The organism is Acidobacteriota bacterium (assembly GCA_016716435.1).
GTDB lineage: Bacteria > Acidobacteriota > Blastocatellia > Pyrinomonadales > Pyrinomonadaceae > OLB17.
This window is the reverse complement of sequence record JADJWI010000003.1, coordinates 1,277,767-1,294,038: the sequence shown is the minus strand read 5'-3', so window position 1 is coordinate 1,294,038 and position 16,272 is coordinate 1,277,767. Positions and strand designations below refer to the sequence as shown.

Annotated in this window: 14 protein-coding genes and 1 riboswitch; of the genes, 5 read left to right on the top strand and 9 right to left on the bottom strand. The window is 58.7% G+C overall.

The genetic code is table 11. From position 1 onward, the window contains the following. Nucleotides 1–46 precede the first annotated feature (46 nt). The 8 genes from IPM21_09365 to aroA form a co-directional block, all read right to left on the bottom strand. Nucleotides 47–763, bottom strand: coding sequence for an SDR family oxidoreductase (locus tag IPM21_09365; protein MBK9164109.1), 717 nt, complete (start codon nucleotides 761–763; stop codon nucleotides 47–49). Continuing rightward, nucleotides 760–2,229, bottom strand: a complete 1,470-nt coding sequence (gene gatB / locus IPM21_09360) for an Asp-tRNA(Asn)/Glu-tRNA(Gln) amidotransferase subunit GatB (GenBank protein MBK9164108.1) — start codon at nucleotides 2,227–2,229, stop codon at nucleotides 760–762. The genes IPM21_09365 and gatB overlap by 4 nt, the downstream gene beginning before the upstream one ends. Before the next feature lie 94 nt (nucleotides 2,230–2,323). Beyond that, nucleotides 2,324–2,854 carry a hypothetical protein gene (locus tag IPM21_09355; GenBank protein MBK9164107.1) on the bottom strand — a complete coding sequence of 177 codons (531 nt, stop codon included), beginning with the start codon at nucleotides 2,852–2,854 and terminating at the stop codon, nucleotides 2,324–2,326. 52 nt (nucleotides 2,855–2,906) lie between these two features. Beyond that, nucleotides 2,907–5,030: a TonB-dependent receptor gene (locus IPM21_09350; GenBank protein MBK9164106.1), complete on the bottom strand. Its 2,124-nt coding sequence runs from the start codon at nucleotides 5,028–5,030 to the stop codon at nucleotides 2,907–2,909. Between the two features lie 35 nt (nucleotides 5,031–5,065). Continuing rightward, nucleotides 5,066–5,195: riboswitch (cobalamin riboswitch) on the bottom strand. Next, on the bottom strand, nucleotides 5,159–5,929 hold the full coding sequence (locus IPM21_09345) for an ABC transporter ATP-binding protein (protein ID MBK9164105.1): 771 nt from the start codon (nucleotides 5,927–5,929) through the stop codon (nucleotides 5,159–5,161). (Overlaps the previous riboswitch by 37 nt.) 63 nt (nucleotides 5,930–5,992) lie before the next feature. Continuing rightward, entirely contained in the window at nucleotides 5,993–6,943 is a 951-nt protein-coding gene (locus IPM21_09340) for an iron ABC transporter permease (GenBank protein ID MBK9164104.1), read from the bottom strand. An 88-nt stretch (nucleotides 6,944–7,031) separates the two neighbouring features. Continuing rightward, on the bottom strand, nucleotides 7,032–7,949 hold the full coding sequence (locus tag IPM21_09335; GenBank protein ID MBK9164103.1) for a cobalamin-binding protein: 918 nt from the start codon (nucleotides 7,947–7,949) through the stop codon (nucleotides 7,032–7,034). A gap of 341 nt (nucleotides 7,950–8,290) precedes the next feature. Further along, nucleotides 8,291–9,589 (bottom strand): 3-phosphoshikimate 1-carboxyvinyltransferase, encoded by a 1,299-nt coding sequence (gene aroA, locus IPM21_09330; protein ID MBK9164102.1) that lies wholly within the window; start codon nucleotides 9,587–9,589, stop codon nucleotides 8,291–8,293. A 74-nt stretch (nucleotides 9,590–9,663) separates the two neighbouring features. Here aroA and IPM21_09325 point away from each other — a divergent pair, with 74 nt between their 5' ends. The 5 genes from IPM21_09325 to IPM21_09305 all read left to right on the top strand — a co-directional run bounded on the left by IPM21_09325 (nucleotide 9,664) and on the right by IPM21_09305 (nucleotide 14,272). Then, nucleotides 9,664–10,074: an ATP-binding protein gene (locus tag IPM21_09325; GenBank protein ID MBK9164101.1), complete on the top strand. Its 411-nt coding sequence runs from the start codon at nucleotides 9,664–9,666 to the stop codon at nucleotides 10,072–10,074. An 85-nt stretch (nucleotides 10,075–10,159) separates the two neighbouring features. After that, nucleotides 10,160–10,507, top strand: coding sequence for an STAS domain-containing protein (locus IPM21_09320; GenBank protein MBK9164100.1), 348 nt, complete (start codon nucleotides 10,160–10,162; stop codon nucleotides 10,505–10,507). 156 nt (nucleotides 10,508–10,663) lie between these two features. Continuing rightward, complete coding sequence (locus IPM21_09315) at nucleotides 10,664–12,457, top strand: hypothetical protein (GenBank protein MBK9164099.1); 1,794 nt, start codon at nucleotides 10,664–10,666, stop codon at nucleotides 12,455–12,457. 19 nt (nucleotides 12,458–12,476) lie between these two features. After that, entirely contained in the window at nucleotides 12,477–13,376 is a 900-nt protein-coding gene (era, locus tag IPM21_09310) for a GTPase Era (GenBank protein MBK9164098.1), read from the top strand. Next, nucleotides 13,373–14,272 carry a 50S ribosomal protein L11 methyltransferase gene (locus tag IPM21_09305; GenBank protein MBK9164097.1) on the top strand — a complete coding sequence of 300 codons (900 nt, stop codon included), beginning with the start codon at nucleotides 13,373–13,375 and terminating at the stop codon, nucleotides 14,270–14,272. Before era ends, IPM21_09305 begins: the two co-directional genes overlap by 4 nt. Here IPM21_09305 and IPM21_09300 read toward each other — a convergent pair. Further along, nucleotides 14,269–16,233, bottom strand: a complete 1,965-nt coding sequence (locus IPM21_09300) for a hypothetical protein (GenBank protein ID MBK9164096.1) — start codon at nucleotides 16,231–16,233, stop codon at nucleotides 14,269–14,271. The genes IPM21_09305 and IPM21_09300 overlap by 4 nt on opposite strands. Between the last annotated feature and the right edge of the window lie 39 nt (nucleotides 16,234–16,272).

The following is a 16,272-nucleotide window of genomic DNA, read 5'->3' as shown; positions in this document are numbered from 1 at the left end:
TGCAGCCATTGCGGCGGAAGTTGACCGAATTTCGCCTGACAACGATCTACTTTTGCGGCGGCCGGCTCGGCCGGAGTTCGACCTTGCTCGGCAATGCACGCTCAGGCATCGCGAGCAGATCAATAATGACCTGTGCAATATCCGCAGGCTGAAGCTGCCACATCTTCTCCGCGCTCGGCTGGTCGCCGCCGAATGCCGTATTTACACTGCCGGGGCAGATGTAACTGACCTTGATATTGTCGGGGCGGACCTCCTGCATCAGCGCTTCGCTAAAGCCGTTGAGGCCGAACTTCGAAGCATTGTAAGCCGCCATCCGCGGATGGGCATTCTGCCCCGCAAGCGATGAGATGTTGAAGATATAGCCGCCTCCGCGGCTCTTGAGCATCGGGATTGCGTAATGACAGGCGTAAAAGACGCCATAAAGATTCGTCTCGATCGTCTGCCGGAAGTGCTCGCCCGAAAGCTCCTCGACCGTCTTGCCGAAATAGCCTATACCGGCGTTATTTACCAGAATGTCGAGCCCGCCGAAGATGCGTTCGCACTCGGCGAGCATCATCCGCACCTGTTCCTCGCTCCGGACGTCGCACACCTCGCCGGCCGCTTCGCCCTTCTGAGAAAGCCTTTCGAGCGCTTGCTTCAGGTCGCCCTTATCGCGGCCGCAAATGAACACGCGGGCACCGGCCTCGGCAAGCCGCTCGGCGATCGCAAATCCGATTCCCTTCGTCCCGCCGGTAACCACGGCGATCTTTCCATTCAAGCTCATAGTTCCTTTTTCAAAAGCTCATTTACGACCTTCGGGTTTGCCTTGCCCTGCGAGGCTTTCATCACCTGGCCGACGAAGAACCCGAAAAGCTTTTCATTGCCGCCGCGGTAAGCCGCGACCTGTGCCTCATTGGCGGCGATCACCTCTTCGACGATCTTCGCGATCGCTCCTTCGTCCGAGACCTGCTCGAAGCCCTTTTCGGCGATCACCTCCGCGGCTGTGCGGCCCGATGCAAACATCTCGACCAGAACCTCTTTCGCCTGATTGTTATTGATCTTTCCGGCGTCGAGCGTCTTGATCAGCTCGGCGAGCCCCGCAGGCGTTACGGGCGATTCGACAGCCGTCTTCCCGGCGTTGTTCAGTTCCCGGCCTAGCTCAGAAAGGATGTAGTTGGCCGTCGTCCGCGGATTGCCCGATGCCTTTGCCGCCGCTTCATAAAACTCCGCAAGCGAGATCTCTGCAACGAGCTGCGAGGCGTCCGAATATGAAAGCGAATACTCCTCCATCAGCCGGTCGCGCATCGTATCCGGAAGCTCCGGCATTTCGCTCTTTACACGGTCGATAAAATCGGCCGTAACCCGCAGCGGCTGCAGATCGGGCTCAGGAAAATAACGGTAATCGTGTGCGTCCTCTTTCGACCGCATGACCCGCGTTTCCTGCTTCGCCTCATCCCAGAGCCGCGTTTCCTGGCTAACGCCTTCGCCGGATTCGTGCGCCGCTATCTGCCGCTCGATCTCGAACTCGATCGCCTTCTGCATAAAGCGGACGGAGTTAAGATTCTTGAGCTCGACCTTGTTGTTAAATTTCCTCTCGCCCGTCCGCCGGACCGAAACATTTGCCTCGCAGCGGAGATTTCCCTTCTCCATATCCGCATCGCTTGCTCCGACCCACTGCAGCACACGGCGGACGTGGTTGACATAGTCGTAAGCTTCCCATGAGGAACGAAAATCAGGCCCGGTAACGATCTCGCCGAGCGGCGTGCCGGCACGGTTGAGGTCGATGTAGGAGTATTTGTCCGTTTCGGGCAGACCCTCGTGGACGTTCTTTCCCGCGTCCTCTTCGAGGTGCATGCGGACGATCTCGATCGTCATCGGCCGCCATTCGCGGGCATGGCCGTGGTCGTCGCGGTCGGCGGTCATTATCGTCAGCTTTCCGTTTGCCGAAAATGGCCGGTCGTATTGCGAGATCTGGTAGCCCTTCGGTAGGTCGGGATAGAAATAGTTCTTGCGGGCGAAGATCGACGTCTCCTGTATCTCAAGCCCTAGCGCGAGTGCGGCTCTCGCACCGAGTTCGATCACTCGTCGGTTAAGCACCGGCAAAGCACCCGGCAAACCTAGACAAACCGGACACGTATTCGCGTTCGGCTCACCGCCAAATTCGACCCGGCAGCCGCAGAAGATCTTTGTCTCCGTTGCGAGCTGCGTGTGGATCTCCATCCCGATAACTGCTTCCCAGCCGTTCTTCATATATTGCGACGCCCGCTAACAAAGGAAAAGATGCGGGCTATTTAGAAATAATAGTCCGCATCTCGCCGTGTGCAAAGTTGTTCTCGTCCGTGGCCTATCGTGGCGGCCTTGGAGTTCTGATCCGAAAAGCCGGCCGCGGCCGCTCGGATCTCGGCGTATAAATATAGCTCGAACGTCCCCCTGGTTCGTAAATGACACCGCCCGGCGTTGCCCGCCAGACGACACCAGGCCGTGCCCAATATCGCCGGCCGCGGTAATTCGGATAACCATAAACGCCGTAGCCAACTACTTGCTGCCGGCCATTCTCAATGATCACGACCGAACCTTCGCGTTCGGCGGCCGCTCGCGCAGCCATCGCCGCAAACTGTTCCCGCTGAATCCTTTCGGCACGAAGCCGTGCGGAAAGCTCTTCCCTTTCACGGGCAGATTCAACCCGCCGCCGCTCAAGTTCCTCGGGCGAGGGCAGGCCGAGCCGTTCGTAGTTCTGCCGATACTGCCGTTCGGCCTCAAGCCGCTCGGAGCGAAACTTTTCAAGATCGGCGTTGGTCACCGTCCGCGTTTGAGCATCAACCGCAAGCGGAGCGAGCACCAAGCCAAATAACAACAAAAACAGGCCCTTCCTCATAATTTCACCTCGGTTAAAGAGATGATATCACGCCTGGCCGGGTTGCGGTCGATCAAAAGCCGAAGCTCACGCCTGCCCGTGCGTTGCGGCCGGCGGTGCGGAAACCGTTCTCGAAATACTCATTGTCAAAGACGTTTTCGACCGTTCCAAAAACCCGCAGATCGAAGCGTTCTTTGTTGAGCTTAAAGGTATATCCGGCCGTCAGGTCGCCGCGACGGTTGCCGTCAAAGCGATAGACGTATGTCGAAAACGACGAGTTGCTGAAGATCGGCGCAAGATACGACGATGAAACGAGCAGATCAAAATTGACCCAGAACCGCTCGAACCGTTGCGTTGCGACCAGCGTGAACTGATGCTCGGGAATGCCGAGCGTTTCGATGACACCGCTTCCGGTCACCTGCGGCAGGCGTTGCAGGCTTTTGGTCAGCGTGTACGAGCCGAAAAGCTCGGTCGAGGACGTTGGAGCGAAACGGCCGCTGAACTCGCCGCCGCGGGCGATGCCGCCCTTTTGGTTAATGTAGCCGCCGAAGGGCCGCGTTGTCGTGCCGATATCGGGTACCACGTTGCCGTAGTCGATCGTATCGGTAAGCTGCGTATAAAAATAGACCGCCGAGAGCCGAACGCGGTCGCCGGCGATGCTTTGCTCGATGCCGCCATCGTATGCAACGGAACGCTCGGGCTTGAGGCCCGGATCGCCGAGAGCGACGAAACTCGGCGTGCCGAACGAGTTAAAGAACGTCCCGAACCGCTCATAAAGCGACGGCACGCGATAGCCGGTTCCGACGTGTGCCCGGAGCTTCGTCCCGCTTGAGCGGAAGAAGTACGAAGCTGCCCCATCGAATGTAACCGCGGCCGGGACATCCGAAACCGTAACGCCCGAATACGGAGCGTTCGCCAGGCTGAACCGCGGTGAACCGAGCCCGAAAACTTGCGCCCGGAAGCCGCCGGCGATCTGCAGCCGTCCGTCGAAAAGGCTGATCAGGTCGCGGGCAAAGAGCGTGCTGCTCTGCTGCGTGACACGCGTGTCGAAATTGCCCGAGCCGCTCGGCGTAGAGCCTTCGTTGCCGAACTTCTCGTGCTCAAACTCATAGCCGAACTTGATGTCCTGGTTTCGCGGCGTCCAATTGATCGCGGCGTTCGCCGTCTGGATAATGCCACCAAAGACCGAGGTCGAGGCCGACTGGAACCCGACGCCGAGCGGGCCGTTTTCGTTATTACGCGAGGTGCGAAGACCAGAGTAGTTTGCCGTAAAGATCACATCCGCCCGCAGGATCTGCGTCAGCGAAACGTGGCCGAGGAAGAACTGCGACTTCTGCACAGCGTCCGGGTCGTCGGCATCGGGTGCGAAGTTGACGCCCGCCGCGGCGTCGATAATGCCACGGTTCGAAGCCGGCGGCGTACCGAAGGTGTCCGGGCTCGAATTAAGCCGCACGTAAGCATCCGAGACGAAAAAGCGGCTGGAGATGTTTGTCTTCGCGGTCGGCTGGAAGAGTAGCCGGCTTTGGAAATTCGTGTTGAACGCATCGTCATTGCCGTCAATGCCTTTGGTGTAGGCCGTACGGGCAAGGGCGAGATTAAAGCCAAACTTGCCGTCGCTCGTGCCGTCAGAAAAATTGCCGCGAAAGCGTTGCAGCCCCAAGCCTCCGGCGGCGTAAGAAAGCTGTCCGTGCGGGCCGGGTCGCGGCGTCGGCGTTATGAAATTGACCGTTCCGCCGATAGCATTGGTCCCGTAAAGCGAACTCCCCGAGCCGCGAAGCACCTCGACGCTCGAAACGCTCGTTAGCGTCAGGTCGCTCAAGAAAGGCGTCGCGTCGCCGGTGATGGCCGAGGCATCGCGGAGCCTTACGCCATCGATCAGCACGGCCGTATCCTGATTGCGGAGGCCGCGTGTCTTGATATTCGCCGTCCGGCCAAATCCGCCGAGCTGCTGAATGCGAAAACCGGGGATCGAACGCAGCGACTCGACCAGCGAAAAGTCCGCCCGCTCCCGCATCTCCTGCCCGCTGATCACATTGACGGTCTTGGAAACTTCATCGAGCGGCTGCGGAGCATCGGCGGAGACAGTAACCGTCTCGCGGATCGGCTGCGGAGTTGGCGAAGGTGTCGCGGCGGGATCGGTCTGAGCCGATACGGCGGCCGCACACAGGAATGGAAGTACGAAAATGAAATGTTTCACGATGTTGCCCTCTTCTGCCCACACGCAGAATGGTTCAAAAGCCAAAGCGGCCGGGCGATGTTCCCGACTATAACGGTTGCGTGGGCAGCGCCGGATTTTCACCGGGCTTCCATTGCAACGGCCGCCATTCAAAATACGTTCGTCACACGAACGCAGCCACTGACCGGATTTGCATCCAGCAGAACCCGGACGCCGAAAACCTCGGCGATATTCGCCTCGCTGAGCACTTCTTCCGCCGCTCCGGCCGCGAAAAGCCCGCCACGGTGTAGCAAAAGTAGTTCGTCGGCAAACTCGGCAGCTAGATTTAGGTCATGCGTTATCACCACCGCCGCAAAGCCCTCGGCGTCGCACCGGCCGCGGACGAGCCGAAAGATCATCGCCTGATGAGCAAGGTCGAGATTGGCCGTCGGCTCATCGAGCAAGAGAATTTTCGCCTCGGTCGCGAGAGCCCGGGCGAGCACAACACGCTGCCGCTCGCCGCCCGAAAGCTGATTCATCAGCCGCAAGCCGTACCTCTCAAGGTCGCAATCGGCGAGTGCCCGCTCGGCGACCGCGACGTCCTCCGCACGCTCCCAGCCGAACGCTCCGCCGTGTGCGAACCGCCCCGAAAGGACAAAATCAAGCACCGTCACGGGAAACTTCGTCTCATTTTCCTGCGCGACCACCGCGATCCGCCTCGCCGCCTCCCGCCGCGAAAGCTCCGCCAGCGGCCGACCATCAAGCTCAACACGTCCCTCGGCCGCCGGCAGCGTTCCATTAAGCGCCTTGAGCAGCGTCGTCTTGCCCGCACCATTCGGCCCAAGCAAGGCGACCATCCGCCCCGGCCCAAGGCTCAGCGAAACCTCGCGAAGCACATCGCACGGGCCGTAACGGACAGAAATGTTGCGAGCTGCAAGCATTTTCAGGACCAACTAATTAGCAATTATCAATTACTAATTATTAATTAAACGGAAAAAAGGGCCTCACGAACGCCTCAACAAGAAGATAAATAGTGGAGCTCCGATCAACGCCGTGATCGCCCCGACCGGAAGTTCCCGCGGGGCGATCGCCGTCCGGGCGACCGTATCCGCAAGCACGACGAATATCGCTCCGGCAAAAGCGGACATCGGCACGACCAGCCGGTTGTCGCTCCCGACGACGAGCCGGACGATGTGTGGCACGATCAGCCCGACGTAGCCGACCGAACCGCTCGCCGCGACCGAGGTGCCGACGAGCATGCTCGCCATTCCGAAAATGATCATCCGCACGCGGCCGATCTCAACGCCGTGGTCGAAGGCGTCCCGCTCGCCGATCATCATCAGGTTCAGCGCCCGGGCCTGCGACGTCAGCACGATCGTTCCGGCGACCGCCGCAGCGAGCGTCATATAAAAGCCGTTATAGGTCGCCTGCGAGAGATCGCCGAGCAGCCAAAATGTATAGCCGCGAAGCCGTGCGGCATCAAGCAAACTCGTCAGCAGGACAATGATCGACGAGAGAAAGGTCGTGATGATCACGCCAGCCAGCACCAGCCGCTCGACGTTCATCCCCGTTTTGCTCCGGGCCATTTGATAGACGGCGAAGGTTGCGATCCCCGCTCCGGCAAATGCGAGCACCGGCCGCGCACCCGCGACATCACCGAGCAAAACGAACGCAATAAGCGTCCCCAAAGCCGCTCCATTCGAAACCCCGAGCAAGTAAGGCTCCGCCAACGGATTCCTCAACAACGCCTGCAGCGAAGCTCCCGCCAACGCCAGCGACGCCCCAACGCACGCCCCGAGCAGCACCCGCGGAATGCGGATATCGAACAAGATCGCCCGGCCCTGCTCGTCCGGTGCAAAGACCGAAACGCTCTCGCTCCCGACCGAAATAGCTACCGCCACGGCCGCCGCCAGCCCCGCGATGAGCAAAAGAAAAATGTAGTTAGCACGTTTCAAAACGTAATTGTTAACAAACTAAAAACTCTTAACTATGACCTAAAAACTGTTATGAAATGAACAGTTTTCAGTTTCTAGGTGTCAGTTTTTAGTTTCCGGCCGGTTCCTGACTGAATAGCGTCGCAAGCTGCTCGAGTGCATCGGCCAGCCGCGGGCCGGGCCGCGAGAGTATGTCCGCATTAACGCGGTAAACGCGGCCGCTCCGGACGGCACTTGAGTTCTTCATCGCGTCGTTCGGGTTCCGGTTGTCGGAGCTATCCGAGAGAATGATCACCTCCGGGTCGAGTGCCAACGCGGTCTCCTTGCTCAGCTTTGGATATCCGCCCGGAATATCGGCCGTGACGGTTTTTCCGCCCGCCCGCTCGACGAGTTCCGTAATAAACGAATCCCGCCCGATGGTGAAGAGGTCTGCTTCGGATATTTGCAGCAAAACGCGAGGCGGCCGCTCGGGCCGAGGTCGCCTTTCGACGGCCGCGACGCGCTGTTCAAGCTCGATAGCCGCCAGATCTGCACGCTCGCGGGTCCCGAAGATCTGCCCTAGCCGGCGAAGGCGATCCGGCACGTCATCGAGCTTGCTGATATCCACGACGAACACCGCCGCCCTTTGCCCTTCCAAGGCGGTCGCAAAAGCCTCAAGCTGTGAGGCGGTCGAGACGAATATCACCTGCGGCCGGAGTGCGATGATCGCCTCGATGTTCGGCGATTGCGTGTCCCCGACCTTCTGAATGTTCTTCGCCGCGGCCGGATAATCACAGTAGCTCGTGACGCCGACAAGCCGGTCGCCCGCACCGGCGGCAAAGACCATCTCGGTAATGCTCGGTGCAAGCGAGACGGCCCGCGTAACCTTTTCCGGCAACCGAACTTCGCGGCCGAGGTCGTCCTTCACGGTACGCATTTCCGCGACCGCCGGCAGTTCTTCTTCCTGCCGATCGCACGCGAGCAGCAGATTAACCGCCATAATCATTAGCAGGCAGACCATCTGCCTTTCAACCGAACGTCGCTTCATCTCAAACAATCTCAGATCTCAAATCCCATATCCCAAATCGAACATCCCAAATCGAAAAACGCCCTGCTCTTCCGCTCCGCGCAAATGTCGCGGACAAGAAAAACAGGGCGTCGAATGTCGCCGTGATCTGCCTGCCGTGTTTTTACGCGAAACACGCTTGGCATTCTGCTGTTGCGGAGGTCTGACTTCATCGGCCCGCGAGGCCGAAATACAGTGACGCGATCGTGCGGGATTCTCACCCGGCTTCTCCCCGGAACCGAAAAACTTCTAACGGCCCGGAACGCAAAATGTTGTAAAAGAACAGGAAGCGGATTATTGCCTTAACCTGCCCAGATGTCAAATCATTCGGTGATCGACGCAAGCACAGCATAGAAATCGGGGAACGAGACGGCCGCACATTCGGCGTTCTCTATCGCCGTCTCTCCCTCGGCCGCGAGAGCCGCAACGGCAAATGCCATCGCGATCCGGTGGTCGCCAAAGGAATCAACCCGCCCGCCTTTCAACTCACTTTTCTCAACACGAAAGCCGTCCTCGAATTCCTCAATATCCGCTCCCATCGCCCGCAGGTTCTTCACGATGCTCGCAATGCGGTCTGATTCCTTTACGCGAAGCTCGCCCGCGTCGCGGATCTCGAGCCCGCCTTCGGACAATGCGCCGAGTACCGCAAGGATCGGCACTTCGTCGATCAGGTTCGCGACCGTTTCACCAGAGATAGTGTATACATCCGGTCTTGCCGGAACTCCCTCCGAGCGCACACGAATATCACCGATCGGCTCGCCACCGGAGATGCGTTCATTCGTGATCTGTAGATCAACGCAGTAGGCTTTGAGAACGTCAAGGATCGCCGAACGCGTCGGATTTTGCCCGACATCGCGAATGGTCACGTCCGAACCCGGCAGAATCGCCGCCGCCACCAAAAAGAAGGCGGCAGATGAGACATCGCCGGGAATGGTCAGGTCCGTGGCCTTCAATCGCGAGTCGCCGCGGACGGTGATCCTTCGGACGCTGTCGAGCTCTGTTATCTCTAAATCGGCACCAAAGCCACGAAGCATCCGCTCGGTGTGGTCGCGGGTCGACGTCGGCTCGATGACTTTAGTCGCGCCATCGGCATTTAGGCCCGCAAGAAGCACACAAGACTTCACCTGTGCGGATGCGACCGGAAGTTCATATTCGATTCCGGCGAGGTTCCGCCCGCCGACGAGACCCAACGGAGCTTTGCCGCCGCTCGACTCGATCGCCGCACCCATCTTTTCGAGCGGTGCAATGATTCGCCCCATCGGCCGCGACCTGAGCGACGCGTCGCCCGTCAATGTCGCCTCGACCCCGAGCCCCGTAAGCAAACCCGCCATCAGCCGCATCGTCGTTCCGCTATTGCCGCAATCGAGATCCACGGCAGGCGCGTCGAAGCCTTCGGGGCGGCCCGTTATCACGACCTCGCCGCCGCTGCGAGCAATATCAACGCCAAGCCCCGCAAGACATTCGAGCGTTGAACCACAATCCTCGCTTGCGGAAAAGTTACTTATCCGTGTAGTTCCCAAAGCAATCGCGGCGAGCATTCCGGCCCGGTGCGATATCGATTTATCGCCCGGAACCGTGATGTTCCCGCCCAGCCGTTTTGCCTTGCCGATCGTTTTTTCCATAGTTCGCTCTCGTTAATTCGTGAGCATGTTTGACTTAATGCCCCTTTAGCTCTTACCTTAAAAGCAATCAAGCTGTGGCTCAAACGCGCGAATTCACATTACCAAGCGAGATAGGTTCGGTCGATATGGCTGCGTCGGCGGCGGAAGATTTCGCCAAGGCATGCAAAGTGCCCGACGAAGCTCTTACGGCGATCGACCTCGCTGTTCGCGAATCGGTCGCAAATGCCGTCAAGCACGGCAACCGGCTCGATGCCGATAAAAATGTCGAGATAACTCTCAGCATTGCTGAAAGCGTTTTTGAGATCCGCGTACGCGATTTTGGCATTGGTTTCAATGTCGATGCGATCCCGGACCCGACCGACCCGGCAAACCTGCTTAGTGCAAGTGGGAGAGGCATTCTTTTTATGCGGTCTTTCATGGACGAGGTCGAATGGCTTCGGCATCCCGAGGGCGGTATGGTGGTCCGAATGGCAAAGAATCTCTAATTTTGCGGCCGGGCATTTACTTTGTAGAAAATTTTGTTCTAAAATCAGCTTTCATTTTTCGTACACACACTTCGAGGAGATAAAGATGTCGGATATCAACATTTCGGAACGCCAGGCTGGCGATGTAACTGTTTTGGATCTGGAAGGCAAGGTAACCATCGGCGAGGGCAGCGTTGCCTTAAGAAATGCCATCCGCCGTCTGCTTGGCGAGGGCAAATCCAAGATCCTTTTGAATCTTGCCGGTGTCGGATATATCGATTCGAGCGGTATCGGTGAGTTGGTTTCCAGCTTTACTGCCGTCAATAAAGAAGGCGGAACGCTGAAGCTTCTTAACCTGACCCAGAAGATCCAGGATCTTCTTGCTATTACGAAGCTATTGACGGTTTTCGATACCTTCGACACCGAAGCCGAAGCACTTGCAAGCTTCGAATAACGTGGAAATTGCGATCGTTAGAAGGGGATAAAGGACACTCCGTCCTTTATCCTTTTCGCATTTTGGGGCATTATTTAAGGTTGCGATACATCCAGCAAAGGCCGGTTTTCATCTAGAGTTCGGTCTTGAGTTTTTGGGCACTTCGCAGGTTTTTAAATGAAAAAGCTTTTTTTCTTCATATTGGTCTCTTTTTTGGCCGTGCCGATCCCGGCGCAGGAAGTTCCGACCGGCTTCGACCTTTCGAATTACGGCGTCACGATCTCGCCGGACAAGCGTGTTATCGTCGTGCTTGCAACCATCGAGGCGGCGAGGGTCACAAACGAAAAAGGTGAACCCGTTCGCGTATTTCAAACGCCTCTCTCGGCCGAGGGGCTGAAGTTTCGCGATCAACTGACGAGCGATCTGGCGGCAGCCCCCGCGGATCTTCGCGAGCGTATCGCTAATTTCCTCGTCCGCTATAAACGAACCCGGCCTAACGCGACCGATTCCGAACTCGTTGCGCCATTCATCACGATGGCGTACTCGCTTTCGGACGTCCCTGACCTTGCCGATCCGGTCGTCACGATCGACCTGCCCGGCCAACTTCTTGACGTTCTCGATTTCGCCCCGATCGTTCGCGACTTCTATCGCCGCTCAATCATTTCGGCGAACCTGGACGAATACTTTCGCGCGTATCAAAAAGCATCGGACACAACGCTTCGCTCGACCGCCCGCGAGATGGTCAGCGAGCTTCTCTATTATTTGAAGACGCGGCCGCTGCTTGTTATCGAAGAGAAGGTGAAGACCGAGTCCCAACGAAGCCGTTCAAGCCGGACGCGGCTTCAGACTGTCGAGACGAGGATCCGCGAGCGGAAGTTCGTCATCGTCCCTGAAATGCTTTCGCCTTCCGGCACGGTCAACTTCGTTAACGTCAAGGACGAGTATTACGCCATCATTCCGCCGGATTCCGATCTCAGCTTTTCTGAGGTCCGAAGGGCATTTCTGCAGTTTGTCGTGGACCCGATCCTGCTCCGGAATGCCAAAGAGATCACAACGATCCGCGACCAAGTGAAGTCGCTGCTCGATGCCCGCCGGAAGGAGCGGAGCAATATCTCGCCAGACATTTATCTCGCGGTCTCGCGGTCGCTCGTCGCTGCCGTTGACGCAAAGCAGATCGAGAACGAGCGGACGCAGGCCGCTGCCACCGAAGCTCGGCGACGGATCGACCTGCTAACGTCAGATACCGAAAAAAGAGCCGTCGCCGCCGAATTCGAAAAACTCAAGGCCGAATTTGCCGATGAGACCGCTCTCCGGCTCGCCGAGGAATATGAGAACGGAGCAGTGCTCGCCTTTCACTTTGCAGACCAGCTCAAGGGCGTTGAGAACTCTGATTTCGACATCGCCGCATCGACCGCCGAGATGATCCTTGCCTTTAATGCCGAGCGCGAGTCGTACCGGCTTGTGCAATCAGCAGATGCAAGAAAGCGGGCACTCGCCCTTCGCGAAACCCGAAAGACCACGTCGACCGCGAATACGCTGACGGCCGAGAATCCGGTCACGACAAAGCTACGTGCGATCGATGAAGCAATTCAGGCCCGCCGGCTGAGCGATGCCGAACGCGACCTCAAGGCTCTGCTTCAGGGCAATGCTGATGATGCCCGTATCTATTACAACCTCGGCCGCGTTGCCGGCCTTGCGGCCGCCGGCATCGAAGATCAGGAACAGCTTGCCGCCAAACTGCTTGAGGCAAAGGTCGCGTACGAGAACGTCATCCGCATCGCGAATGTGCAGAGGATCGATTCGGCCCTTGTTTCGCTGACCTATGTCGCTCTCGGCCGCATTTATGAGTTCTATGACGAAAAAAGCATGGCGATGGGGCTCTACGACCAGGCGATAAAGCTCGGACCGGTCTCCGGAGGCGGGCATGACGAAGCTCTTGCGGCAAAGCAGCGGCTGATCCGGCAACAGTGACGGTCGCCGCAATAATTTAATGACCGAAAAAACTTATCGGAGCGGACTTGTCGGCCTTATCGGTCGTCCGAATGCCGGAAAATCGACCCTGCTCAATTACCTCGTCGGCGAAAAGATCGCCGCCGTCTCAAACAAACCGCAGACGACCCGCTACAAGATCCGCGGCGTCGTCTCGCGGCCCGAAAGCCAGATCGTTTTTATCGACACACCGGGCGTCCACAAACCCGGTTACCTACTTAACCGGCGAATGATGGCGGCGGTCGAGGACGCGATCCTCTCGGTCGATGTCGTCGTCCTGATCCGCGACGCGACCGTCACGACCGGCAACGGCGACCGTTTTGTCCTCGACCTCGTAAAGCGTTCCGAAAAGCCCGCGATCCTGCTTTTGAACAAGATCGATAAGCTGCGTGAAAAGGAAAAGCTTCTGCCGCTGATCGAGCTTTACAGAAACGAACACGACTTTGCCGCGATCATTCCCGCGTCGGCCCTGAGAGGCGAGGCGATAGACGCTCTGCTCACCGCTATCGAAGAACATCTGCCCGAGGGCGATCCGCTTTTCGGCGAGGACGAACTGACCGACCAGCCAATGCGGATGATCGTCGCCGAAATGGTCCGCGAAAAGATACTTGCCACGACCGGCGAAGAGATACCGTATGTGACGGCGGTAGTCCCGGAAAAGTGGGACGAGACCGACCCGGAAAGAACCGTGATCCACTGCGCTATCTTCGTCGAGCGGCCCTCGCAAAAAGGCATCATCATCGGCAAGGGCGGAGCAAAGCTCAAAGCGATCGGAACCGCCGCACGGGCGGATGTCGAGAGACTTTTAGGCCGGCATGTCCACCTCCAGCTTTTCGTTAAGGTCGTCGAAGACTGGCGAAACAAGGACCGCGAACTCAGCGGCATGGGGATCAGCGAATGACCGAGCAAAAACAACAGCCGACGGAATGGTTCGCACTCGAGGTCACGGCCGCCAGCTATGCCGCCGAGGCGATCGAATTTGCGATGAACGAACTAGACTGCCTCGGGTCGGAGGTCAACAGCCTCAAGAAAAAGCCGGGCGAGGACCTGACGATCGCGGGTTATTTTGAGCAAGAGATCGACCACGAGACGGTCGAGGAAGCGATCTCATTTGCCCTTCACGTCCACGGGATCAGGGCAGACAGCATCCGCGGCCGAGGCTGGCGACGCATCGGCCAGACCGATTGGCTTTACGACTGGAAGCAGCACTGGAAGCCGACAACCATCGGCCGCTTTGTCGTTTCGCCGCCGTGGGAAAGGGTTGAGGACGCCGAACGGCACATAATTTACATCGAGCCGAACATGGCCTTCGGCACCGGAACGCACGCGACCACTCAACTTTGCATTGAGGCCATCGGTGAGATCTATCGCCCAGGCGAGACGCTGTTCGACGTCGGCACCGGCACCGGAATTCTCGCCATAGCCACCGCAAAAATGAATGCGGCTGAAGGGCAAGAGATGCCGCGGCTCGTCGGGTGCGACCTCGACGTAGGTTCGATCGATATCGCTCGGGATAATGCCGGGTTGAACGAGGTCGGTGAGGCGATCGACTTTTACGTTGGCAGCATCACCAAAGAAAGTGAACCTGCGGATTTGGTCGTCGCAAACCTCACCATCGACGTCATCAAGCCGCTCCTCGATCTCCTGCTTTCGAAGACAAACAGTACACTTATCCTTTCAGGGGTTCTGACTGAACAGACGGACGAACTCGAACAGGAACTGGAGCGGCGAGAGATCAACAACGCAGAGATCCGCACCTCCGGCGAGTGGATCGCCGCCATCATCCGCAAAACTTAAGGCTCGGCCGGACGCCGTGCGGGCTCGATGTCGCCGTCGTCGGTGACGGGAACCAGCGGCTGACGCAAAACGGGACGCGTCCGCGTTCCATCGCGAAGGATCGGCGGCACGCGAGGCGACTGCAGGCCCGAGGGCGACAAGTTCTCCGTCCGTTTCAGGATCGCTCCGCCGCTTCCGCCGACCCAAAGGTTCTTTCCGCCGCGAAATACGACAGCTTGCAGCAATTTATTCGTGACCCCGAGCTGTGATTGCCATGTCCGGCCGCCATCGCTCGTAACTACGACCGAGCCATTCTCGCCGACCGCGATCGCCGAACGCGAGGCGAAAGCTGTGACGGCAAAAAGATTTGCCTCGATCGCCGTTTCCTCGCTCCGCCAGCTAAGCCCGCCATCTTCAGTAACGAGAATCGTGCCCCGCGAACCGACGATTACGCCCGTCTTTTCATCGGCAAAGCTGATCGAGTTGAGGCTCTCGCGGAGGTTGGTCCGAAAAGGCGTCCAGGTCTCGCCGCCGTCCTGCGTAACGAGAACCGTGCCGCGGTCGCCGACCGCCACGCCGACACGTTCATTGATAAAATCCAGATCCTCAAGCCATGCCCGCGTTCCCGTCTCAATGCGTTCCCAGTAAGCACCGGCAGAGGTTGTCTTAATGATCGTCCCATCCGCACCGACCGCAAATCCGACCCGCTCATTGACAAAGACCACGCCGAAAAGATCCGCGGTCGTTCCTGAAACGCCCGGCCCCCAACTCGCCCCGCCGTTTATCGTCCGGACGACCGCACCTTTATCGCCGACCGCCCAGCCGCGAAGCCCGTCAAAAAAGAAGACCGAATGAAGGCTCGATTCCGTCCCCGAAAAGACCGGCAGCCACCGCTCGCCGCCGCTATTTGTCAACCAAAGCCGCCCGCGTGAACCGGCCGCAATGCCGACGCTGTCATCGAGAAAAAAGAGGTCGTTGACGTCATCGCGGCCGCCCTCGGAAAGCCGCTGCCAGCTATATCCGCCGTCGTCGGTGCGGATGATCAATCCGTTCTCACCGACGGCCCAGCCCGTGAATCGGTCGGCCATGTGGATCGAGCCGAGCCGCGGATCGGTGCGGACTGCGAAGGGCAGCCACGTAACGCCGCCGTCGCCGGTCAGCCAAACAGCGCCATTTGCATCCGTTACCGAGCCGCGTTTCTCATCCGAAAAGCAGACCGAGAGCATATCGGCACGCGAGTAGGCATTCACTCTTTGCCAAGTCGTTCCGGCATCCGTAGTGCGGGCAATACAGCCCGAGCGGCCGATCGCAACCGCCTCTTTGGCATCAAGCACCGAGACGCCGGTCGCCGCAAGCGGCCCGCACGGACGCTCGACGCTCCAGGCCGCGCCGCCATCTCCCGTGAAATGAACGCTTCCCTCGGCGGAGACGAACGCGGCCGTCACGTCGCCATACGAAGAGACCGAAACCAACTGCGCGCTTGTTTTGGCATCGACCGCTTGCCAGCTAAGGCCGCCATCCGCCGAGCGAAGAACCGCTCCGTTGCTGCCGACCGCCCAGCCAAACTTCATCTGCTCGCCGGAGAATGAAACATCGTAGAAATGCTCGCGGCTTTCGTGCCGCGACGGGCGCCAGTCGCTCCCCGAGTTTTCAGTAAAAAAGATCGTCCCGCGGGCACCGACGACCACCGCGTTGCGATCGTCGCGGGCGAAGACGCCATTGAGCACCGCATCATCCGAACCGACCGACGCCGACCACGAAAAGCCGCCATCGCGTGTGCGGAGGATCGTGCGGTTCGGGCCGACGGCGTACCCAGTCAGCTTGTCATTTGCGAAATGGATGGCGACGAGTTGATTGCCCTGCGGAAGCGGATTTTGCCAGACCCAGCCGCGGGCCGAGACCTGCCCGAATGCGGAAACTGCCGCCGCGATCAGAATGAAGCAGAGAGATATTGGCGGTGAAATGCGTACTGCGGGGGTCATCAATTGTTCGGGCGGTAAGACACTGGCCGGCGAAAAAAG